Annotated in this window: 16 protein-coding genes, 4 tRNA genes and 4 pseudogenes; 13 read left to right on the top strand and 11 right to left on the bottom strand. The window is 49.9% G+C overall.

The genetic code is table 11. The features are described from left to right. From DZ54_RS25470 to DZ54_RS0106220, 3 genes are all read left to right on the top strand, one after another. Nucleotides 1-184 (top strand): hypothetical protein (locus DZ54_RS25470; protein ID WP_205619369.1); only part of this gene is annotated, 184 nt, incomplete at its 5' end. 213 nt (nucleotides 185-397) lie between these two features. Then, nucleotides 398-778, top strand: a complete 381-nt coding sequence (locus DZ54_RS0106225; RefSeq protein WP_051415932.1) for a thiol-disulfide oxidoreductase DCC family protein — start codon at nucleotides 398-400, stop codon at nucleotides 776-778. Nucleotides 779-786: 8 nt separating this feature from the next. Continuing rightward, nucleotides 787-1,428: a flavin reductase family protein gene (locus DZ54_RS0106220; RefSeq protein ID WP_025673454.1), complete on the top strand. Its 642-nt coding sequence runs from the start codon at nucleotides 787-789 to the stop codon at nucleotides 1,426-1,428. Between the two features lie 211 nt (nucleotides 1,429-1,639). On the opposite strand, the gene epmB is transcribed toward DZ54_RS0106220, so the two are convergent. Then, a complete protein-coding gene (gene epmB / locus DZ54_RS0106210) occupies nucleotides 1,640-2,662 on the bottom strand; it encodes an EF-P beta-lysylation protein EpmB (RefSeq protein ID WP_025673453.1) in 1,023 nt (340 codons plus the stop codon). A 33-nt stretch (nucleotides 2,663-2,695) separates the two neighbouring features. Here epmB and efp point away from each other — a divergent pair. Beyond that, a pseudogene (gene efp / locus DZ54_RS19575) lies at nucleotides 2,696-3,261 on the top strand (elongation factor P). Nucleotides 3,262-3,328: 67 nt separating this feature from the next. Here efp and frdD read toward each other — a convergent pair. From frdD to frdA, 4 genes are read right to left on the bottom strand one after another with little or no spacing between them, the layout of a single operon-like run. Continuing rightward, nucleotides 3,329-3,691: a fumarate reductase subunit FrdD gene (frdD, locus tag DZ54_RS0106200; protein WP_025673452.1), complete on the bottom strand. Its 363-nt coding sequence runs from the start codon at nucleotides 3,689-3,691 to the stop codon at nucleotides 3,329-3,331. Nucleotides 3,692-3,699: 8 nt separating this feature from the next. Next, nucleotides 3,700-4,083, bottom strand: a complete 384-nt coding sequence (gene frdC, locus DZ54_RS0106195) for a fumarate reductase subunit FrdC (protein WP_025673451.1) — start codon at nucleotides 4,081-4,083, stop codon at nucleotides 3,700-3,702. Beyond that, entirely contained in the window at nucleotides 4,080-4,832 is a 753-nt protein-coding gene (locus tag DZ54_RS0106190) for a succinate dehydrogenase/fumarate reductase iron-sulfur subunit (protein ID WP_025673450.1), read from the bottom strand. Before DZ54_RS0106190 ends, frdC begins: the two co-directional genes overlap by 4 nt. Next, entirely contained in the window at nucleotides 4,829-6,634 is a 1,806-nt protein-coding gene (gene frdA, locus DZ54_RS0106185) for a fumarate reductase (quinol) flavoprotein subunit (protein WP_025673449.1), read from the bottom strand. The genes DZ54_RS0106190 and frdA overlap by 4 nt, the downstream gene beginning before the upstream one ends. 315 nt (nucleotides 6,635-6,949) lie before the next feature. Here frdA and epmA point away from each other — a divergent pair. Beyond that, a pseudogene (gene epmA, locus DZ54_RS19570) lies at nucleotides 6,950-7,926 on the top strand (elongation factor P--(R)-beta-lysine ligase). A gap of 57 nt (nucleotides 7,927-7,983) precedes the next feature. On the opposite strand, the gene DZ54_RS0106175 reads toward epmA, so the two are convergent. From DZ54_RS0106175 to rsgA, 5 genes are all read right to left on the bottom strand, one after another. Next, nucleotides 7,984-9,861, bottom strand: coding sequence for a methyl-accepting chemotaxis protein (locus tag DZ54_RS0106175; RefSeq protein WP_025673448.1), 1,878 nt, complete (start codon nucleotides 9,859-9,861; stop codon nucleotides 7,984-7,986). Between the two features lie 203 nt (nucleotides 9,862-10,064). Next, nucleotides 10,065-11,951, bottom strand: a complete 1,887-nt coding sequence (locus DZ54_RS0106170) for a methyl-accepting chemotaxis protein (protein WP_025673447.1) — start codon at nucleotides 11,949-11,951, stop codon at nucleotides 10,065-10,067. A 227-nt stretch (nucleotides 11,952-12,178) separates the two neighbouring features. Next, nucleotides 12,179-13,585 (bottom strand): SLC13 family permease, encoded by a 1,407-nt coding sequence (locus tag DZ54_RS0106165; protein WP_025673446.1) that lies wholly within the window; start codon nucleotides 13,583-13,585, stop codon nucleotides 12,179-12,181. A 181-nt stretch (nucleotides 13,586-13,766) separates the two neighbouring features. After that, complete coding sequence (gene asd / locus DZ54_RS0106160; RefSeq protein WP_025673445.1) at nucleotides 13,767-14,630, bottom strand: archaetidylserine decarboxylase; 864 nt, start codon at nucleotides 14,628-14,630, stop codon at nucleotides 13,767-13,769. Nucleotides 14,631-14,727: 97 nt separating this feature from the next. Further along, on the bottom strand, nucleotides 14,728-15,780 hold the full coding sequence (rsgA, locus tag DZ54_RS0106155) for a small ribosomal subunit biogenesis GTPase RsgA (protein ID WP_025673444.1): 1,053 nt from the start codon (nucleotides 15,778-15,780) through the stop codon (nucleotides 14,728-14,730). Nucleotides 15,781-15,859: 79 nt separating this feature from the next. Here rsgA and orn point away from each other — a divergent pair, with 79 nt between their 5' ends. From orn to DZ54_RS0106130, 5 genes are all read left to right on the top strand, one after another. Further along, nucleotides 15,860-16,405, top strand: a complete 546-nt coding sequence (gene orn / locus DZ54_RS0106150) for an oligoribonuclease (protein WP_025673443.1) — start codon at nucleotides 15,860-15,862, stop codon at nucleotides 16,403-16,405. Between the two features lie 131 nt (nucleotides 16,406-16,536). Next, nucleotides 16,537-16,612: transfer RNA gene (locus DZ54_RS0106145), tRNA-Gly, on the top strand. Between the two features lie 38 nt (nucleotides 16,613-16,650). After that, nucleotides 16,651-16,726 (top strand) — tRNA-Gly (locus DZ54_RS0106140). Between the two features lie 30 nt (nucleotides 16,727-16,756). Continuing rightward, nucleotides 16,757-16,832 (top strand) — tRNA-Gly (locus DZ54_RS0106135). A gap of 38 nt (nucleotides 16,833-16,870) precedes the next feature. Then, nucleotides 16,871-16,946, top strand: a tRNA-Gly gene (locus DZ54_RS0106130). A 470-nt stretch (nucleotides 16,947-17,416) separates the two neighbouring features. Here DZ54_RS0106130 and queG read toward each other — a convergent pair. After that, nucleotides 17,417-18,543, bottom strand: a pseudogene (gene queG / locus DZ54_RS19565) (tRNA epoxyqueuosine(34) reductase QueG). 80 nt (nucleotides 18,544-18,623) lie between these two features. Here queG and DZ54_RS19560 point away from each other — a divergent pair. The 3 genes and pseudogenes from DZ54_RS19560 to DZ54_RS0106105 all read left to right on the top strand — a co-directional run bounded on the left by DZ54_RS19560 (nucleotide 18,624) and on the right by DZ54_RS0106105 (nucleotide 22,104). Beyond that, nucleotides 18,624-20,086 (top strand): annotated as a pseudogene (locus DZ54_RS19560) (NAD(P)H-hydrate dehydratase). Nucleotides 20,087-20,162: 76 nt separating this feature from the next. Beyond that, nucleotides 20,163-20,633 (top strand): tRNA (adenosine(37)-N6)-threonylcarbamoyltransferase complex ATPase subunit type 1 TsaE, encoded by a 471-nt coding sequence (gene tsaE / locus DZ54_RS0106110; RefSeq protein WP_025673442.1) that lies wholly within the window; start codon nucleotides 20,163-20,165, stop codon nucleotides 20,631-20,633. A 1-nt stretch (nucleotide 20,634) separates the two neighbouring features. After that, nucleotides 20,635-22,104, top strand: coding sequence for an N-acetylmuramoyl-L-alanine amidase (locus DZ54_RS0106105; protein WP_025673441.1), 1,470 nt, complete (start codon nucleotides 20,635-20,637; stop codon nucleotides 22,102-22,104). Nucleotides 22,105-22,115 lie beyond the last annotated feature (11 nt).

The following is a 22,115-nucleotide window of genomic DNA, read 5'->3' as shown; positions in this document are numbered from 1 at the left end:
AGCAGGCGCCGATGGTAGTGTGGGGTCTCCCCATGTGAGAGTAGGACATCGCCAGGCTCTCATTGCTTATCTTGTTGATAGCTCGATGCTTTTGATATCTGCGATGCTCATGTATTGGCATACACTGCGCGTCTCGATTCAAAATCCTCATCGCATCAAACAAGATAACCTAATTAGAGCTTAATCATTAGGCCTTAATTAGCGAAAATTTAATTATCAAAGCAGATATGCGTAAGACTATGATAAAAAACATCAAGCCCTGACCTCACGGTCGGGGCTTTTTTATGGTTTTAAAACCTGGACGAGAAGTCTATGAAGCCCTGGCCTGACGGTCAGGGCTTTCTTTTTTGATCGTGTGTCCCCGCCGGCGCGTATTGGTAACCTAGGAGGTACCATTATGGTAACGGTGTTTTACGACAGCATGTGTCCTTTATGTGTGAAAGAAATGCGTAAACTCTCGCATTGGGATAGCGGCGATGCGCTGCGATTGGTTGATATTCACCAAGCGGATTTTTCCAGTGATTTTCCCAATGTTGATCCCAGCTTGGCGAATCGTATTTTGCATGCACAAGATAGTAATGGGCAAATGGTGTATGGTTTGGATGCAACCTATTTAGCGTGGGATGCGGTAGGAAAAGGTGCTTGGGTGAGTTGGTTGCGCTGGCCAGTTATTGCGTGGTTTGCTGACAAAGCCTATCTTTTCTTTGCCCAGCACCGTTATCGGATCTCGGCGATTTTGACGGGCCAAGCACGCTGCCAACAATGTCAGATTAAATAAGGAAGCCCATGTCACTGAGCGTGTATGAGAAAGAAGCTATCGCAGCGATGGAAAAACGCCACCGTGCGACTTTTGTAAATAGCTTGTCAGGATTTAAATCAGCCAACTTATTGGGCTCAAGTGATACAAACCAACACACCAATTTATGTATTGTGAGCTCTGCGTTTCATCTCGGGGCAAACCCTGCGTTGATGGGGGTGATCATTCGCCCTGATACCGTGCCACGGGATACGTTAGAAAACATTAGAGCAACAGGTTTTTATACACTTAATCACGTACAAAAAGAGATGATCGTCGCGGCTCACCAAACGTCAGCGCGTTACCCTCAGGGGGTATCAGAATTCGACCAAGTCGGTTTGACGCCTTTATGGAGGGAACAGATTGGCGCTCCTTTTGTACAAGAAGCGGCGATTCGTCTCGGCCTTATTCTTCGTGAAGAGCATACGATGGCGATCAATGGTACTCACTTGTTAGTGGGTGAAATCATCGAAGCGCATGTGCCGGACAGTTGTGTCAGTGAGGGTGGCTTTGTCGACATTGAGCAAGCAGGCACCGTTGCCTTGAGTGGCTTAGACAGTTATCACACTACCGATCGTGTTGGCCGTCTGAGTTACGCTAAACCCGACAGCATGCCTGAATGGCTTGATTAGCGGGTACGCGCTATATAGTGGGCATCGGCAATTGCAAGGTGCCAGCTTGAGCATTGGGTTGCGCGTAAATGTCACGTATCGCTGGAATGTCGTCGGCGTGGTATTGGCGAATAATCAGAGACATAACACATCCTTGTGGTGAGCTTTCCTTTTAATAAGCCATTGAATTAAGGATAAATCAATAGGGTATTTAAATAAAAAGTGGTGATAACTATTCTAAATGGAGGTCAAGCGGCGTTTTACTTGCCCGACCGCCGATTTCTCGGGTAAGCCGAGGCACTAAGTATCCTGAAAGCTGGCTGACGATTTCCTGCATTAATGCGCGCGCCTCATTATCTGAGACTAAAAAGTGGGCCGCGCCTTGGACTTTATCCAATACATGCAGATAATAAGGTAAAACGCTGGCATCGAACAGTCGTTGACTCAGTGCCACCAGTGCATCCGCGCTATCATTCACCCCTTTTAGCAGCACGCTTTGGTTGAGTAGCGTGATACCGGCTCGTCTCAGTGTGTGGAGCTTATCGCTTAATTCGTTATCTATCTCATTGGCATGATTGATGTGGGTGACCATCACCACTTGTAAACGTGAGCGAGACAAACGTTCAGTCAGCGCTGAGGTGATGCGCGCGGGGATCACCACAGGTAGCCGTGAATGAATGCGTAGCCGTTTCACATGACCAATTTGCTCTATGGCACTGATGAGCCAATCAAGTTCATCGTCCTTAGCCATCAGGGGATCGCCGCCGGATAAGATCACTTCGTCGATCTCGTGATGAGCAGCGATATAATCCAATGCACCTTGCCATATGCGTTTGCTACCTTTGTTGTCCTGATAAGGGAAATGGCGACGGAAGCAATAGCGACAATTGATCGCACAACCCCCTTTAACGATCAGTAATACACGGTTGTGGTACTTATGTAGTAGCCCAGGCGTATCGTTATCTTGCTCTTCAAGCGGGTCGGCGCTAAACCCCTCTATCTCGTTAAATTCTTCCGCAACTGGCAATACCTGTTTGAGTAACGGATCATGCGGATTGCCTTTTTCCATTCTGGCGACAAAACTACGTGGAACCCGTTGTGAGAAAAGACGACGCGCGTTAAATCCAGCTTCCCAATCAGATGATGAAATATCAAGCAGTTGCAGTAATTCACTGGGATCTGTGATCGCCTCTGCGAGTTCTTTGATCCAGTTTCGCTCAACAGTAGGTTGGATTCGGGTTATGATGTGCGACATTTGTGAAAACTCGAAGATGTTAAGAGGATCAAGATGGCGTCTTTCAGCACCAATGAATTCCGCGGCGGCATGAAAATTATGCTCGATAACGAGCCGTGTGTCATTACCGAAAATGAATTTGTGAAGCCAGGTAAGGGCCAAGCCTTTAACCGGGTCAAAATCCGTAAGCTGATCTCTGGTAAAGTCCTGGAGAAAACCTTTAAGTCCGGTGATACGGTCGAAGCGGCTGACGTGATTGAAGTGGATATGGACTATCTTTACACCGACGGTGAATTTTTCCACTTTATGAACAACGAAACGTTTGAACAAATCGCGGCCAATGAAAGCGCTGTAGGTGAGAACGTCAAATGGTTGGTTGAAAACAACACCTGTACCCTTACCCTATGGAACGGCGATCCGATTGTGGTGATGCCCCCAACTTTGTTGAGCTTGAAGTGACGGAAACGGATCCAGGCCTGAAAGGGGACACTCAAGGCACGGGGGGTAAGCCAGCGACATTGATCACCGGCGCGGTCGTACGTGTGCCTTTGTTTATTCAAATTGGCGAAGTGCTCAAAGTGGATACGCGCTCTGGTGAATATGTCAGCCGCGTAAAATAAGCACTTTCGATGATAAAAAGCCCTGACTCAGTAACCTGATTCAGGGCTTTTTTCGGCCAGACTATTTCTAGATAATGAGAACTAAGAGTACCGCGGCCACACTCACTGCAAATGCAAGGGCATAACAGACGACTTTCCCTGCTAGGCCGATATGCAGTTTAAGATCGTGCAACCCGTGATGAATACGGTGCATCGCATGCCACATGGGTAGTGCCAAGGTGGCTAAGATAAGTAACTTGCCTAGCCAATGTTCGGCAAACATCATGGCACGGTCATAGCTAAGTGCGCTGGGATCAATAATACCGAGCGGCACCAAGATCCCCAATATCAGCACGGTAATAGGGGTAAACATGGCGAACCAAGTTCCCCCTGCGCCAAATAAACTCCACCAAATTGGCTCATCGGAACGTTTTGGTTTGGGATCGATCATAACACCTCCTAAATGAGCACTAAGGCGATCAGCGATACTACAGCCACCGCGCCCCATTGTGCGCCAATCACCCATTTACTCTCCAATAGCTTTCCTTTGATGCGAATCGGCATGACTTGCGGCATCATGCTGAAAAAGGTGGTGGCATGGAATAAGCTGGCGATTAACGCAACCAGGTTCAGTAGCACCACAACAGGATGGGCCATATAGTCGAGCCACCCTTGCCAAGCCTGTGGGCCTTGTACCAAGCAAATTAAGCCCGCAGTTAGGCTTAGCGTAAAGAAGACTAAAGGCAGCACAGTTGCTTCCCGTATCATGTAGAAGCGATAAAACGGGTGGTGCAGCCACCAAGTACGAGGCATAGGCCGTACATAAGGTTTACGGTTACTCATCCTGTTACCTCCTTCCCTTCTTTATTGGGATTAAACATGGCGATCACCATATCTTGCGTGGAGGCCACTTTTCCTTGGTTGACGGCACCCGCGGGTCGACCCCTTAGGCAGACTTGTGAGCAATAGCCAACAAACGTACATCCCCATGCGCCGTTATCACTATTAATCAGTGGCATACGCTCGTGTTGCCCCCCATCGCGACTGTCCAGGTTATAACGATGCGCAAGTGTAATGGCAGCGGGACCTAAAAAGTCAGGATTGAGGCCAAATTGCGGACACGCCGCGTAACAAAGCCCGCAATTAATACAGGCCGCGAATTGCTTGTAGCGCGCCATTTGTTCGGGCGTTTGCGTATTAGGTCCGTCTTCGGGGCGGCGGTCATTCCCTAAAATATAGGGTTTGATCGCTTCAAGACGTTCAATAAATGGTGTCATATCGACCACCAGATCTTTTTCGATCGCAAAGTTAGCCAAAGGCTCAATCAGTACCCCTTTGGGGTAATCACGTAAAAATGCTTTACAGGCCAGCTTTGGCACGCCATCGACCATCATGCCGCACGATCCACAAATGGCCATGCGACAAGACCAGCGATAAGACAGTGACTTATCCAGGTTATCTTTGATATAACCCAGCGCATCCAGAACCGACATGGTTTCGTCACCGGTGACCACGAAGTCTTGGGTGTAGGGGGCCTCATCCGTTGCGGGATCATACTTGAGCACGGAGACCTGATAGGTAGCTTGCGTCATTTTGCTTGCTCCTCTTGTTGGTCGGCGCTGTCACGATTCGCTTGCTCTGCCGCTTCGCCATACAGTCGTGCTTGCGGTTGTGACTTGGTAATTTTGACATCGCCATAGTCGATGCGAGGGCCATGATCTGCTTGATAGAACGCCAAAGTATGCTTGAGGTAGTTTTCATCATCACGGCTGGTGCAGCCTTCATCAAGGCGTTGGTGTGCGCCGCGTGACTCTTTACGCTGTATCGCGGAATGTGCCATGGCTTCGGCGACTTCTAGGCCGTAGCCTACTTCAATGGCGTACAGCAGATCGGTATTAAACACACTGCCTTTATCTTGAATACTGATATTTTTGTAGCGCGCTTTTAGTTCGGTGATTTTATCAATCGTAGCCTGCATTAAGTCTTCTCGACGATAAATACCACAACCGGCTTCCATCGTTTCCCCGAGCTCGCGACGAATGTCGGCCCAGTTTTCTTCTCCTTGATTAGAGAGCAGCTGATCAATGTGCGCTTTCACGTCTTGAACTTGGGCGTCGATCGCCGCTTGGTTCCAATCTGTAAAGCTGCTGGCGCGTTTGGCGGCGCCTTCACCGGCTAAACGGCCGAAGACGGCGAGCTCAGCGAGCGAGTTTGAACCAAGGCGATTAGCACCATGCAAGCCAACAGAAGAGCACTCACCGACCGCAAAAAGGCCTTTAACGCGTGTTTCCGTTTGCGCGTCGGTTTCGATACCGCCCATGGTGTAATGTACGGTTGGGCGGATAGGGATCGGCTCTTTGGCTGGGTCAACATTGACATAGGCTTTCGCCAGCTCACAGATAAAGGGTAGGCGTTCCTGAATGTATTCCTCACCAAGATGGCGCAAGTCGAGATGTACGACATCACCGAGCGTGTGTTTGATGGTGTTGCCTTTTTGTTGCTCGTGCCAAAAAGCCTGCGACACTTTATCTCGCGGCCCAAGCTCCATGTATTTATTCTTCGGTTGACCGACCGGTGTTTCTGGGCCCATCCCGTAATCTTGCAAGTAACGGTAACCGTCTTTGTTGACGATGATGCCGCCTTCACCTCGGCAGCCTTCGGTCATTAAGATGCCTGTTCCCGGTAAGCCGGTTGGGTGATATTGCACAAACTCCATATCGCGTAGTGGGATCCCGTGACGGTACGCCATGGCCATGCCATCCCCCGTGACAATGCCACCATTGGTGTTACAACTATACACTCGGCCGGCACCGCCGGTTGCCAATACCACCGACTTGGCTTTGATACAGACGAGCTCACCTTCTGCCATGTGTAAGGCAATCAATCCCTGTACCTGCCCCTCATCGATAATCAAATCGACAACAAAATACTCGTCTAGGCGCTGGATTTGTGGGTATTTGATCGATGTTTGGAATAAGGTATGCAACATGTGGAAGCCGGTTTTATCCGCGGCAAACCATGTCCGTTCCACTTTCATGCCGCCGAATCGACGCACGTTAATGCTACCGTCGTCTTTGCGACTCCAAGGGCAACCCCATTGTTCTAGTTGCACCATTTCATGGGCACAATTTTTAACAAAGTAGTCGACAACGTCTTGTTCACATAGCCAGTCGCCGCCGCTGACGGTGTCATTAAAATGGTTGTCTAAGCTGTCCTCGTCCTTGATGACGGCAGCTGACCCACCTTCTGCGGCCACAGTGTGTGAGCGCATCGGGTAGACCTTAGACACCAACGCAATATTCAGAGAGGGATCGGCCTCCGCAGCCGCAATCGCCGTACGCAGTCCAGCGCCACCGGCGCCGATAACTGCAATATCTGTGGTGAGGGTCCGCACGTTCATCCTCCAGTGTCATAGGGAAAGCCAGTGCTTGGCTTGTTTATTGTTGTGCTGTCATAGTAGGCAATCTCGTCGGCGTAAAAATTGATTCAGTCGGGGAATTACCGCGATTTTGCGGGTATGCGTGTTAAATTGCATAAAACTGTGAGATGAATCGCTAAGTGTTCGATAGAGTTGAAAAATCGCGCGATACTTGCAATAAAAATGCGTCCTGTGACACGTAAGTATCGCGCAACAAGTAGATAGGAAGGCGCTTGTTATTTCGCTTGCTGGCGATAGACTGGCGCCATTCGTGCGAACAGAGAATTTTTTATGATCCCAATCACGCAATGGCAACCAACTGCGACGCTAGAACAACTGAAAAAGCGGGCTAATATCATGGCCCACATTCGCCAGTTTTTTGCTGACCGTGGCGTATGGGAAGTGGATACGCCGGCACTCAGTCAAGCGGCGGTGACCGATGTTCACCTACATAGCTTTAAAACGTCGTTAGTGGGGCCTGGCTTCGCTGACGGCGTGGCTTTGCATCTAATGACCAGCCTGAGTTTCATATGAAGCGCCTACTCGCCGCGGGGAGTGGGCCGATTTACCAAATCAGTAAAGCGTTTCGCAATGAAGAGGCTGGCCGTTACCATAATCCGGAATTTACCATGCTGGAATGGTATCGCCCTGGTTTTGATCACCACCAGTTGATGGATGAAATGAACGCGTTGTTGCAAACGGTACTAACGTGTCAGGCTGCGACACGGGTGAGCTATCAAACGGCATTTGAGTCGCTTACCGGGCTGTGTCCATTAACTGCGGACATTCCTCAGCTGCGTGCACTGGCGGCTACGCAGGGACTGGTAGATATCACTCAGGATGAAACGGATAAAGATACCTTGTTACAACTGCTTTTCTCGGTGATGGTGGAGCCTAATATTGGCCTACAGGCGCCCGTTTTTGTTTATGACTTTCCCGCATCACAAGCCGCGTTAGCAAAAATTAGCGCAGCGGATCCACGTGTTGCGCATCGCTTTGAGGTGTATTACCAAGGGATTGAACTGGCAAATGGTTTTTATGAGCTGCAAGACGCTTGCGAACAGCGCCGGCGGTTTGAGGCGGATAATCAAGCGCGGCTTGCACGAGGATTAGCGCCACAACCTATCGATGCGTATCTACTCGCGGCATTAGAAGCCGGCTTACCCGATTGTGCGGGAGTGGCGTTGGGTATTGACCGCTTAGTGATGCTGGCACTGGGGTGTGACCATATCGATAGTGTTACCGCGTTTCCTGTTTCGCGCGCGTAGCAAGGCAACACCGATAAAAAACGCCGCCCGAAAGCGGCGTGTAGGAGAGACATCGGTTTAGACTTTAAATTTCGATAAGTCTTGATGCATATCTTGAGCCGCTTGCGCCATGCTTTCACCTTGGTCGCCTGTGGCACTGGCCTGTTGGTGGATCTCATAGGAGAGATCTTTCACCGCTTGGGTATTGCGATTAATATCGTCGGTCACCGCGCGCTGCTCTTCGGCGGCGCTGGCAATTTGAATCGCCATTTCTGAAATCGTCCCAATCGCAGTGGTGATCTGGTTGAGACGCTCACTTGCTGCCGCCGCACGATCAACGCTTGATGTCGCCATTTCATTACTTTGTGTCATATCATCCACGGCACGTTGCGTGGTGTGCTGTAGCGTCTCAATCATATTGCGAATTTCTTCGGTGGAATCGTGCGTACGTTGACTCAAAACCCGCACTTCATCGGCGACCACGGCAAAGCCTCGACCTTGTTCACCTGCCCGTGCCGCTTCTATCGCGGCGTTCAATGCCAACAGGTTGGTTTGCTCTGCCACCCCTTGAATGGTCGCAATAATTTGGTTGATGCTCTGCGCGTTTTCATCGAGCTCACGGATCACATTGGTGGCACGTTCTACCTGTTCGGCCAATTGCGTGATGGCGTCGCGGTTATCGCTAACCACACTTAACCCTTCTTGGCATGACTGCTCAGCTTGTTGTGCCGATGTAGCCGTGTCTTCGGCATGGCTGGCAACTTCGTTGGCGGTGGTCGACATTTCGTGGATCGCAGTAGCTATTTGGTCGATATCATTTTGCTGCTTATCGACTAATTGGCTCGATTGCAACGCATGCGTTCGGCATTCTTCCGCGCTTTGCGATAATGTCATGCTTTGATTGACCGCTTTACCAACCATTTGCTGAAGTTGCGCGAGGAACGCGTTAACGTACTCAGCCAATTCACCAATTTCATCGCGACGGGCAATATTGATTCTTTGAGTCAGATCGCCTTCACCGGCAGAGAGCGTGTGCACAGCGGCGGTTAATTCTCCCAACGGTTTGAGTAATTGTTTAATCAGGGCTCCGGCGATAAAAGCGATCACCACAAAAAGGATAACAGAGGCGATCACGACAAAGGTGATTTGCTCTGAGACTGAGGCATAAGCTTGTGCTTTATCTTCGACAATACCCAGTGTCCAATCGGTGTTGGGGACGTTGAACGCGGCAAGCAGTTTTTCTTTTCCGTTGAGCTCAAACGTGGTGAGTTGGCGTTGCGCACTGGCATTGGCCATAAAGTTGCGTGTTAGCTCATCATCTAGATCGGTAAGCGGCTGGCGGCTTAGATCGGTATCACGATAGGCCACTAAGCGATTTTCACCATCGACCAAGAAGGCAAAACCATTGCTGAGCTTCAGGTTGAGTACTTGATCGACAATATCGGTAACGGTCACGTCCGCCGCAATCACTCCTTGATAGCGATCATTGAATGATTTCGCCAAACTGACGACGAGACTACCGTCAAAATCCTGATAGGGTTCCGTAATGATAAGATCATTCGACCCACTCGCATTTTTGTACCAAGGCCGTGTGCGTGGATCGTAGTCCGCCGGCCAGTCTTCACTTTTATCGCCGTAGGCAATCCGTCCATCGCTAAACCCCGCATACACGGATAAAAACTGCCCCGCACGCTTTGTTACTAACAGCTCGCGATCGACATTGGCGTTATTGGCAATGAGCGTCTCGTTCGCCAGCAGCATATCGGCACGCGTGCTTAACCAGCTATCAATAAACTGGGTGGTGGCATCACCAACATCATGCATTTGTTTGGTAATGCTGGTAGTGGTTTCAGTTTGGAGCTGACGCACAGAAATGCTGGCAAGCACCGCACTGACCAGCGCCACGATAAAGGCAATAGCCACAATGATTTTCAGCTTAATTGTCGGCTTGGGCATAGACACATTTCCATCTCATTGAACAGTTTTCCTGAGTGTATACGCAAGACTTACACCAAAGTTAGATCAATGAGGCAAATTGTGTTGATAAGTGAGGAGGATAAGTGATGGAAGGTAGAATTTGTGATCTTTCTGCCAATAGAAAAAACTGCCTATAGGCATAGGCAGTTTGATCGTGTGGCTGTTTTCAAGCGTTTTGCACGTTACACTTTAAACTTAGATAAGTCGCTGTGCATCGCCTGCGCATCTTGCGCCATTTGCTCGCCTTGTTCCCCTGTTTCGCTCGATTTTTGATGAAGCTCCAGTGATAAATCGCGTACTGCTTGAGTGTTGCGATTGATATCTTCGGTGACGGCACGTTGCTCTTCAGCTGCACTGGCAATCTGTGCGGCCATTTCGGAGATATCGCCAATTCCACGTGTGATCTCGTTTAATTTATCACTGGCTGAGGCCGCGCGATCGACGCTGGACGTTGCCATTTCGTTACTTTGCGTCATGCCATCCACCGCACGTTGTGTTGTGTTTTGCAAGGTTTCGATCATATTGCGGATTTCCTCGGTAGAGTCGTGTGTGCGTTGACTCAGTACGCGTACCTCATCAGCGACTACCGCAAATCCTCGACCTTGCTCACCCGCACGCGCCGCCTCGATCGCGGCGTTCAGCGCCAGTAAGTTGGTTTGCTCGGCAATCCCTTGGATGGTGGAAATGATTTGATTAATGCTTTGCGAGTTCGTATCGAGCTCACGAATCACATTGGTGGCTTGTTCGACCTGTTCAGCCAATTGTGTGATCGCGTCGCGGTTACTTTCCACGACCTCTAAGCCATCCCGACATGAGCTTTCTGCTTCTTGGGCTGAACGGGCGGTTTGTTCGGCATTGCTGGCCACTTCATTGGCGGTGGTCGACATTTGGTGAATCGCGGTGGCGATTTGATCCACATCGCCCTGCTGTTGTCCGACTAAACCGGTTGACTGATGCGCAAGGTTTCGGCATTGGTCAGCGCGTTCAGACAACCCCACACTTTGGGTGACGCTACGACCAATCATCGCTTGCAACTGCTCCAAAAACGCATTGACGTGTCCGGCTAACTCACCGATTTCATCGTGGCGCACAATATCAAGACGCTGAGTAAGGTCCCCACTGCCCTGCGATAAGGAACTTACCGCGTGAGTCAGCTGAGTCAACGGGGTGAGCAAGCGGTGAATGAGGGCGCCGGCAATTAAGGCGATGATGACAAACAAAATAACTGACGTGACCAACGTGGAGATAATCTGCTCGGAGACGGAGGCAAACGCGAGTTGTTTGTCCTGAACTACGCCGAGGCTCCAGTTTGCGCCTTCCACTTTTGTGACCGCAATGAGCTTTTCGCGTCCATCACCATCGAATGTTACTGTGCCCAACGCTTGGCTATTTCTCGCTTTCTGGATGAAAGTTGATGTGAGCTCATCGTCGACCTGCGTTAACGCTTTTCCACTTAACGCGGTGTCTCGATAGGCGACCACTTTGTTGTTGCTATCGACCAAAAAGGCGAAGCCTTCATTGGGCAGACGCACGTTCAGTACTTCTTTAACAATGGCGTCGACGGATAAGTCGGCAGCGATGACCCCTTCAAACCGTTGATTAAATGCTTTGGCAAAGCTGATGACCATGCCTGCGCCATTAGCATCGACATAAGGGGGAGTAATAATTAAATCGTTTGCCGCACTGGCTTGCTTATACCATGGACGTGAACGGGGGTCATAGTCGGTTGGCCAGCTTTCGGTTTTGTCGCCATAGGCGATCGTTCCATCGGCAAAGCCGGCATAGACGGTAAGAAAATCACCTTGGTGCTTGGTCAGCAGCAGTTCGCGATCAACATTCGGTTGGCTAGCAATCAAAGGTACATTGGCGACGAGCATTTTGCTGCGAATGTCGAGCCATTCTTCGATAAAGTTGCTCGTGGATAGCCCCACATCTCGCATTTGAGCGGTGACGCTTTGTTTTGTTTCTGCTTCAAGTTGATTGACTGAAAACCATGCCTGTACTGCACTAACTAAGGCCACGACCAAAGCAACCGCAAGTAATATTTTGGTCTTGATGGTAAATTTCATTAAAGATCCCTCGTACTACCACACTATGACGATACTTTCTTACTGAGTATCTGCTTAATTGTAGAAAGCTTGAGCCAGGAGGGTAAAAAATTTAAAAAAGTTTTTACTCTCGAGCCCGCTAACGCCTTACATCATCAGTGTTATCTCATTTTTAACCGATAGAAAGCATCCACTTATACAATACGGAGACAGCTTATCGATTTTGTGTCTCATGAATGGAACGCATGTCAGGTTAATAAGACGACCCCGCTATAAACCAGCACTAAACCACTGCCCCCTAGAATAAGGCCGACTTTGACCAGATCCTGACTACTGATAAACCCGGTGGAGTAAGCGAGCGAGTTGGGTGGGGTCGAGACCGGTAAAATCATGCCGAGAGAGGCGGAAAAGGCCACAACGATCAGCAGGCCTTGCATGCCGCCAATGCTCGCTAACGCTGGCATTGAAGAGGCAATTGCCGCGGCAATCGGCATTAACAAGTTTGCGGTCGCGGTATTGGACATAAAGTTAGCCATGAGCCAACAAATCACTGACAAGGTAATCAAAACGGTCATGGCGGTGAGCAAACTGTAATCCACCGCATGGGCGAGGGCTGCCGCGAGACCGGTTTGATCAAGGGCGATACCCATTGCAATCCCACCGGCGACAAGCCAGAGCACATCCCAGTTGATTTGTTTGAGTTCTGGTTTACCTATGATCCCTGTGAGGGTAAAAATAGCCAGTGGGATTACGGCAACGACATACGTGTTCATGCCGTGAACGCCTGTGGTGAGCCACAGAACAATCGTGAGTGCAAACGTAATATAGACGGTATAAGCCTGCCAGCTTTGCAAAAAACGGCCTTCTAGTGCAAGTTCTACTCGAGTGTGTTGACTGCGAAAGAGGCGTTGTAACAGCCACCAAGCAAAACTGAGTTGGACGATCACGAAGGGAAGACCCATCTTCATCCAGTCTAAAAAGGACACTTTATATTCGCCAGTTAAATACTGTAACGCGATCGCGTTGGGTGGGGTGCCGATGGGAGTCGCTATCCCACCGGTATTGGCGGCGACCGGAATGCAAAGCACCAAGGCTTTAATTAATGGATCGCCTTTGGGGAGCACACTGACAATGGGTGCCAATAAAGCCAGCATCATGACAGTGGTGGCGGTGTTGGACATAAACATCGAAAACACCGCTGTGATCAACATCAGGCCGAGCATTATGAACTTAGGGTGTTGGCCGAAAGGTTTGAGCAACACGCGGGCAAGGTTGATGTCGAGCTGATATTTAGAAGCCGCGATAGCCAACGAAAACCCCCCCATAAACAAGATGATGATAGGCGACGAAAACGCACTCAATATATCGGTATAAGGAATGAGTTCCCCAAGCGGATGATGGGGAGTGATGCCGCGAAACCAGTGCAAGCCTTTGTCTGAGATCATGATTAGTTGCAACGTGATAATCAGTAAGGATGTAGAAAAAACGGGCACCGGCTCGAGTACCCACAGCAGCGCGGCCATTAAAAAGATGGCTAATAAGCGGTGCTGAATAATCGTGAGATTGGCGATAGGCAACCAATCGGTGGGGATGAGCAGTAATAATAAAGGTAAGCCGAGTGCGACAAGTAACTTGATAAAACGAGCATTAACCACAAATACGCTCCTTCGTCATTGGTGGGCGACCGCGTCATGCCTTACGGTTGGACTGGCAAGCGCTTTATCGATAACTGAATACCCTAATAATACGAGCCTTGCTCTTTGATTAACGGGAAAAATCTCCGAATTTCGATACAAAAAAGGGGCATAAATGCCCCATATCTCACAATTTTTTCGATTATGCCTGCCGGTGAGCGTAAGGCTGTCCCATTTGCGTAGGCGCGCCAGGAGTGACCTGGTCGTCGAAGTGCAGGGCGCCGTGTGGGAAAAGGTTAATAACGGTTGAGCCCAGCTTGAATCGGCCCATTTCATCACCTTGGACAAAGTGAATCGCTTGTTCGCCTTCGGTCGGATATTGCCAGCGGCGAATACTTCCACCGGTTGGCGGCGTGACCGTGCCCGCCCAAGTGGTTTCGATGCTACCCACAATGGTGGCACCCACTAAAATTTGTGCCATGGGGCCGAAATCCGTCTCAAAGAGACAGACGACACGCTCATTGCGCGCAAACAGGTTGGGAACGTTTTCTGCCGTTAATGGATTAACCGAAAAGAGATCGCCAGGAATATAAATCATCTCGCGAAGCACCCCGTCACATGGCATATGAACGCGGTGATAATCACGCGGTGAGAGGTATAAGGTGGCGAACTCTCCTTCATCAAATTGGCTCGCAAGCGTTTCATCACCGCCGATTAATTCGGTTAATGAAAAGTAATGGCCTTTGGCTTGGATTAATTGCCCTTGCTCGATGCGTCCCGCTTGACTGACGCAGGCATCGGCAGGAAAAACCAAGGTATCGTTATCGCCTTCGATTGGACGTAACGCAGGTTTTAGCTCACGGACAAAAAAATCATTAAAGGTGCGATAGTAGCCAGGATCACTGACTTTTGCTTCGCCCATGTCTACCTGATATTGCTTAATGAACCATTTAATCACCGAGGTTGTAAACCAGCCGCCTTTCAAGCTAGCCAGTTTACCCATGACTCGGGTAAGGGCTTGTTTCGGCGCAAGATATTGCAGCCCAACTTTTAAATCGTCTCGCACAGTTTTGTCCTGACAAGTTATTGAGTTCTGAATACGCTCAGTGCGTGCTATGGATTGCCGCGCAGTGTAGCGAATCAATTAGTGACGTAACAGCCGCTCACAGTTGCTTATTGCGAGAGAACTGTCGATTGTCTTTTGCCTCTTTCATGCTTTCAATGATGCGGTGGTAGCTGTCAAACCGTTCAACACTAATATGGCCATCTTCGACCGCTTGACGAAGCAGGCAGCCCGGGTCGTTGCCATGTTTGCAGTCGCGGAACTTGCACCCACCTAAATAGTCACGAAATTCGACAAAGCCATGGGCAATTTGTTCCGGCTCAAGGTGCCACAAGCCAAACTCACGCACGCCGGGTGAATCAATAAGATCGCCCCCTTGGGCAAAATGATACAAGCGTGCTGCCGTCGTAGTGTGCTGCCCCAGTCCTGAGTTTTCAGACACCTGATGCGTTTGCGCATGAACATCGGGCAATAAGGTATTGACCAAACTTGACTTACCCACCCCAGATTGACCGACGAACACGCTGACATGTTGATCTAACTGTTCGATCAGTGTCGGCATACCTTCGCCTGAATCGGCACTGACCATCACCAAGCAATAGCCAATATTTCGATAGATATCGAGCAGATCCTCGACCATTTCTCGACCTTCATCATCAAGTAAGTCGACTTTGTTGACCACAATGAGAGGCGCGATATCGAGCACTTCACATGCAATTAAGTAACGGTCAATAATATTGAGCGATAGCTCGGGCAGGATCGCGGCCACGATCACCACTTGATCGATGTTGGCGGCAACCGGTTTAACCCCATCATAGTAGTCAGGTCGTGTGAGGACGGACCTGCGATCATGCACCGCTTCAACCACGCCAGCAAACCCCGCGAGCGCTTCTTTGCCCGGGCGCCAGACGACGCGATCACCGGTCACTAGACTATTGACAGAGCGACGAAGATTACACCGGTGTATTGTTCCGGTTTGCGGATCTTCAATGTCGGCATGTTGCCCAAATCGCGTGATCACACGGCCTTCACGGGAGGCTTCGAGGGCTGCATCTTCCCACTGTACGTCGTTATCGTGCTGTTTGATCCGACGTTGTTGGTTTGATCGCACCCGCCGCAATTGGCCTTTAGTAAGCTTTTTCTTTTTTGCCACGTTGACTCTTATCAGTTAAGTTGGCTTTCATATCAAGCACAGTATGATACATGGTTTACCCATAAAAAAGGCAAGTTCAATGGCGTTCAGTGAAAACAATTTAATCTGGATTGATCTGGAAATGACCGGACTCGATCCTGATACCCACAAGATCATTGAGATCGCAACGATTGTGACGGATGCACAGCTTAATATTCTGGCGGAAGGGCCGGTATTGGCCGTACATCAGCCGCAAAGCGAACTCGATAAAATGGATGATTGGTGCACGCAGACTCATACCCAGTCTGGCTTGGTTGCCCGAGTGCAACAAAGTCAAGTGAGTGAGCACGATGCGATCGAGCAAACGGTCGCATTTTTATCGCAGTGGGTGCCCGCAGGCGTATCACCGATTTGTGGTAACAGCGTGGGACAAGATCGCCGTTTTCTCTATCGCTATATGCCGGCATTAGAGCGTTACTTTCACTATCGCACCGTAGACGTCAGTACGTTGAAAGAGCTAACGCGCCGTTGGCAGCCTGAAATATTAAATGATTTTTCTAAAAAAGGTACCCATTTAGCGCTTGACGACATTCGGGAATCAATTGCAGAATTGCAGTTCTATCGCGAAAGGATCTTGACGATCTGATTTCTTTTCGTCGATCTGTTGCTCTTTTGAGCGTTCAAAAGAAAAAATCATCATTTTGCTTATCAGCGCTTGCAACCCGATTTTTTCTTCGTATAATTCGCAGCCCTAACGACGTGAAACGTCTGTTGAAAGCGACATTAGCTCAGCTGGTAGAGCGCAACCTTGCCAAGGTTGAGGTCACGAGTTCGAACCTCGTATGTCGCTCCAAGTTAAAGTTCGATCTGATGCTGATCATGTCGATCTAAGCGACACTAGCTCAGCTGGTAGAGCGCAACCTTGCCAAGGTTGAGGTCACGAGTTCGAACCTCGTGTGTCGCTCCAATTTAAAATTCGATGAAACGCATCGGCAATGCGACATTAGCTCAGCTGGTAGAGCGCAACCTTGCCAAGGTTGAGGTCACGAGTTCGAACCTCGTATGTCGCTCCAAATTGAATATCGATCTGGCGTTGGTCAGGTCGCTCTAAGCGACACTAGCTCAGCTGGTAGAGCGCAACCTTGCCAAGGTTGAGGTCACGGGTTCGAACCCCGTGTGTCGCTCCAATCACTTGGTTGACCACAAGTGTGGCGTTATATGCAGCGCTGTCTTTAATGCTGTGAAGCATCATCTCTAGCATCAAATCCACACTTTACGTACTGACTCTGGAAACGGTGTAGTAGCGTGATTTTATTGACTAATGCACAGGTTTATCCACAGGTTTTGCTTTGTGGATAACATGGTTAATGAATTCTTTAAAGCCCGCCATACTGGTGATCTTGTCATCAGGCACGGAACTGATGTTGCACACCACAAATAAACGTCTTTTTTTTCTATTTTGTTGAAAATAAAGGGGAATAGTGTGTCTTTTTCCAGGTTAACTAACGCTTTTCCACAAGGTTATGCACTATCGTGATCTTGCTCGCTTAATATCTTGTCAATGTGTTTAACTATCAAAAAACGCACCACCAACGCGCATTGCTTAATAGTTTTCCACATAATGTGAATAGCGTCATCTTTCTGGTGTTTAGCGGTGCTAAGCGTCCCGAGGTAATCCTTTTTCAATGATGCGAACCAAGCGGCGCGTTCCGGTAGGGAGTTCGGTCACATCAATACGCTGTCGTTTACTTTCTTGTTCACCCAGGGCCCACTCTATGTGCGCATCTACCAGTGCATCTTCCCCGTGCCGGGCTTGTAAACTTGCGACAATTTCCGCGTCATAAGAGGCGTTGCCCATCGCGATAGCTAAGTTACGTCGCCACTTTTTAATCCCAATACGGCGAATGGCCGATCCTTGCGTCAAGGATAAAAAGGTCTCTTCATCCCAATTAAAAAGCGTACTGAGTGGTTGTTGATCAAGGCTTGGACGGCAGTGAAAGTCCGCTTCTAAGGTGAGCTCGGCTTCGCGATTAAATGGACAAACAAGCTGGCAGTCATCGCAACCATAAATGCGATTACCGATAGCGTGACGAAATTCCAATGGGATCACGCCATCATATTCAATGGTGAGGTAGGAAATACAGCGTCGGGCATCGACCACCCCTTCAGCGACAATCGCTTGGGTTGGGCAGCTTGTCATACAAGCCACACACTTGCCACACTGGTTGTCAACCGGTGTGTCAGTCGGCAAAGGGAGGTCAACCAACAGCTCGCCGAGGAAAAACCAAGATCCGGTTTCCTCGTTAAGGATCAATGAGTGTTTACCTGTCCATCCCAATCCCGCTTTCTCTGCCAACGGACGCTCTAGAATGGGGCTGAGTCGACAAAAGGGCGATAGCCATAGGGACCAACCTCGGCTTCGATTTGCTGCCCCAGCTTTTTCAAGCGGTTGCGGATGAGTTTGTGATAGTCGCGCCCTAAAGAATAGCGACTCACATAACCCAAATTTGGATTGGCCAATGTGGTGGCAAATCCCGCTTCTGGCGGTAAATAATTCATGCGTACACTTATCACGCGCACGGTGCCAGGAAGCAACTCGTCTGGACGCGCACGCATCATGCCATGTCGCGCCATCCAGTCCATCTCACCGTGGTAGCCATTGTCGAGCCAACGTTGCAATTGCGCCTCATGTTGCTTGAGATCAACATCCGTGATCCCGACATGCTGGAAGCCTAGCGCTTGTCCCCATTGCTTGATACGTTGGGCTAATTGGTCGAAATTAATCGATGCATCGGGCGTGGGTTGCGACATAGCGGTAGATCCTGAGGCCTTAAGGGGTGCAGTACAATCAATGGAGGCAGTTGATGGCGGTAAGTTTACCACAGAGTTTCTATCGTGCAGAGCACGTTCGTGAGGGCGAACAGGCTGTCGCCCGCGCGTTAGATATCCCTATGTATCAGTTGATGTTACGAGCGGGACAAGCCGTCTTTGATAGCATCAATCAGTATTACCCGAACGCGGCACGCTTATTGATCGTCTGTGGTGCCGGCAACAACGCGGGTGATGGTTATGTGATTGCTCGGTTGGCGAAATCTGTGGGATTCAATGTCACGGTATGGTCATTGGTCGCGCCGGAAAAACTCAGTGGTGATGCGGCGACCGCTTGGCAAGAGTGGCAAGATTGTGGTGGAAGCGTGATTAAGACCCAGCCTACCGTCACGCAGTTTGATGTCATTGTCGATGCCATTTTGGGTACTGGATTGTCGCGTGCCGTTGAAGGCGATTTTGCCCAAGCAATTGGTGTGATTAATCACTGCCACGTCCCCGTGGTGGCGGTTGATATTCCCTCAGGCCTTTGCGCCAACAGTGGCTGTGTAAAAGGTGTGGCGATCGTAGCGGATATCACGGTGACCTTGATTGCATTAAAACAAGGCTTATTAACTGGGCAAGCGGTCACGCATCGCGGTGAACTTATTTTTGCTGGCCTCAATGTTGCAACAGCCTTTGCACGTCAAGCGGCACCGTCTGGGCAATTGATCAGTGACGACATCAAAACGCAATGCCTCCCGGCCCGGTCACGCAGCGCACACAAAGGCCAATTTGGTCGGGTACTTTGTCTAGGCGGCGATCATGGTATGGCCGGTGCGATTACTCTTTGTGCGCAAGCTGCCTTACGTACAGGCGCAGGACTGGTGAAAGCGGTCACTCAAAACGATCATGCTTTGATGCTCGTCACGCGCCAGCCTGAGCTGATGACCCAAAGTTGGGCGCCTGGCCAATCATTAGGTGATGCCCTGTCTTGGGCCACCCATATTGTTATCGGCCTGGACTTGGCCAGAGTGCGTGGTCAGATGCACTCTGGGCCATCGCTCTCTCGGCACGAACGCCTAAGGTTGTTGATGCGGATGGATTAAATAAATTAGCGCGGCAACCACAACACCGCGATGATTGGATTCTCACGCCTCACCCAGGCGAGGCAGCTCGCTTATTAGGCTGTGAAGTAAAAGAGGTGGAACTCGATCGCTTTGCCGCCGTCAAAGCGATACAAACACGATATGGTGGCGTCGTTTTGCTTAAAGGGGCAGGAACGATCGTATATGATGGCACCGATTATGCTGTTGCAAATGTAGGCAACCCTGGCATGGCATCTGGGGGAATGGGTGATGTCCTTTCTGGTGTGATCGGCAGCTTACTGGCGCAAGGCGTGGATTTATTCCCGGCGGCAGCGCTGGGTTGCTACCTTCATGCAAAGCCGGTGACCATGCCGCTCAGGCAGGCGAACGAGGGCTACTTGCCAGTGATTTGTTGCCCTATTTGCAGCAGTTAGTGGATTAGAGAAACGCGTTTGCGTCAATAATCAGCGCAAAAAATGACATAAATAACAGACGAGATCCCAAAGTAGTATGACCCAGACTTTTATCACTCAGTTAGCCGATGCGGATCGTACCGTGGCTTTCGGCGCGGCACTCTCCCGTGCTTGTACGCAAAGTACAACCTGCTATCTACACGGCGATCTTGGCGCGGGCAAAACCACGTTTTGTCGCGGTTTTATCCAGGCGATGGGGCATACCGGTAATGTCAAAAGTCCAACTTATACCTTGGTTGAGCCTTACGAGCTACCACCTTGGCAAGTATATCATTTCGATCTCTATCGCTTGGCGGATCCAGAAGAGTTGGAGTTTATGGGGATCCGAGATTATTTTAATCAACAGGCGCTTTGCTTAATTGAATGGCCAGAAAAAGGGGCTGGCTGGCTACCACATGCAGACCTTGATATCACTCTGCGCTACGACGGTGAGCAGCGCAACCTCATTATTAACGCCAATACCGCGGTTGGGCTGGCGATTATCGACCGTCTAGAATGGGAAGACTAGCATGATGTGGCAGCGACTTTGCGTCTTGATGATCGCCAGTTTGTTGAGTGCAACAAGTTGGGCCAACAAAATCGAAAATATTCGGGTATGGCCGGCACCAAACGAAACCCGAGTGGTGGTTGATCTGGCTGACAAAGCGGACTTTAGTTATTTCTCTTTAACGCGTCCGGACCGACTCGTGGTCGATTTAAAGCAAAGTCAGCTTGCAACCGGTTTGCCAAAGCGGATTAAAGGCAGCGATATTCTGACTAAAATCCGTAAAAGTAGCCCGCCTGATGCCACCACGTATCGACTGGTTTTCGAACTCAAAGATAGCGCTAAGCCGCATATATTTGCGCTGGCACCGGGGGGCGAGTATGGCCATCGTTTAGTGGTGGATTTACCCCATGCGCAAAAAGTCGATAAGAACAAGCCAACACTCTCAGTGGCGGAAAAGAAGCGGCGTGAAACGGTTGCGGCCTTACCCTTTGGGACTGAGGACATCGTGGTCGCGATTGATCCTGGACACGGCGGTAACGATCCTGGCGCCATTGGGCCGCGGCGTAAGCAGGAAAAAGATGTCAACTTGGCCATTGCTAAGCAAGCGGCCGCTCGCATCAATGCAGTGCCGGGCATGCGGGCCGTCTTAACCCGCACGGGTGACTATTTTGTTGATTTAAATCAGCGGTCTGAGATCGCACGCAAACATAAAGCCCACTTGTTAGTTTCGGTGCATGCTGATGGTTTCCATAAGCCTCAGCCGCGCGGCGCCTCGGTATGGGTGCTATCACGCCGTCGAGCCAACAGCGAAATCGGTCGCTGGATAGAGAAACATGAAGAGCAATCGAATTTATTGGGTGGCGGCTCTTTGTTAGCACAAAACAACGAGGACGAATATTTAAGTCGTGCTGTATTGGATTTACAGTTTAGTAATTCGCAAAAAGAAGGCTTTGACGTGGCAACGCGTGTATTAAAAGAGCTGGGTAAAGTAACCAAGTTACATAAATCGAGCCCTGAGCACGCAAGCCTGGCGGTGCTAAAATCGCCAGATATCCCCTCTTTGTTGGTGGAAACGGGGTTTATCTCCAACCCGCAAGAAGAACGCTTATTATTCCAGCGCGGCCATCAGCGTGGCCTTGCCAATGCTATCTATCACGGTATTCGCAATTACTTTGAACGTTTCCCCCCTGACGGTACCTTGTTTGCCGCGCGTAAAAACGGGGTAAAACACAAAGTGAGTCCAGGTCAGTCTCTCTCGGTCATTGCCAAGCAGTATCAAAGTTCGATAGCCGCGATAAAGTCGGCGAACGGCTTAACCTCGAACACCCTGCATGTGGGGCAAGTCCTGTCGATTCCCAATGTCGATGTAGCTAAGTTAGCCGGTAAATCAGCGCACACATCCACACGTACGCTGACTCACACCGTTAGCCGTGGCGAATTTCTGGGTAAAATCGCCGAGCAGTATCAATCTCGTGACACCTCGCCAAGCTGACCAACCTAAGA

The sequence above is a fragment of the Salinivibrio socompensis S35 genome, from assembly GCF_000513715.1.
GTDB lineage: Bacteria > Pseudomonadota > Gammaproteobacteria > Enterobacterales > Vibrionaceae > Salinivibrio > Salinivibrio socompensis.
The sequence above is the reverse complement of the archived record's forward strand: the minus strand, read 5'-3'. Positions and strand labels throughout refer to the sequence as shown.

Coding starts and splice junctions, on each gene's coding strand:
- DZ54_RS0106225 (WP_051415932.1), top strand. CDS start 398: ATGGTAACGGTGTTTTACGACAGCATGTGTCCTTTATGTGTGAAAGAA.
- DZ54_RS0106220 (WP_025673454.1), top strand. CDS start 787: ATGTCACTGAGCGTGTATGAGAAAGAAGCTATCGCAGCGATGGAAAAA.
- epmB (WP_025673453.1), bottom strand. CDS start 2,662: ATGTCGCACATCATAACCCGAATCCAACCTACTGTTGAGCGAAACTGG.
- frdD (WP_025673452.1), bottom strand. CDS start 3,691: ATGATCGATCCCAAACCAAAACGTTCCGATGAGCCAATTTGGTGGAGT.
- frdC (WP_025673451.1), bottom strand. CDS start 4,083: ATGAGTAACCGTAAACCTTATGTACGGCCTATGCCTCGTACTTGGTGG.
- DZ54_RS0106190 (WP_025673450.1), bottom strand. CDS start 4,832: ATGACGCAAGCTACCTATCAGGTCTCCGTGCTCAAGTATGATCCCGCA.
- DZ54_RS0106175 (WP_025673448.1), bottom strand. CDS start 9,861: ATGCCCAAGCCGACAATTAAGCTGAAAATCATTGTGGCTATTGCCTTT.
- DZ54_RS0106170 (WP_025673447.1), bottom strand. CDS start 11,951: ATGAAATTTACCATCAAGACCAAAATATTACTTGCGGTTGCTTTGGTC.
- orn (WP_025673443.1), top strand. CDS start 15,860: ATGGCGTTCAGTGAAAACAATTTAATCTGGATTGATCTGGAAATGACC.
- tsaE (WP_025673442.1), top strand. CDS start 20,163: ATGACCCAGACTTTTATCACTCAGTTAGCCGATGCGGATCGTACCGTG.
- DZ54_RS0106105 (WP_025673441.1), top strand. CDS start 20,635: ATGATGTGGCAGCGACTTTGCGTCTTGATGATCGCCAGTTTGTTGAGT.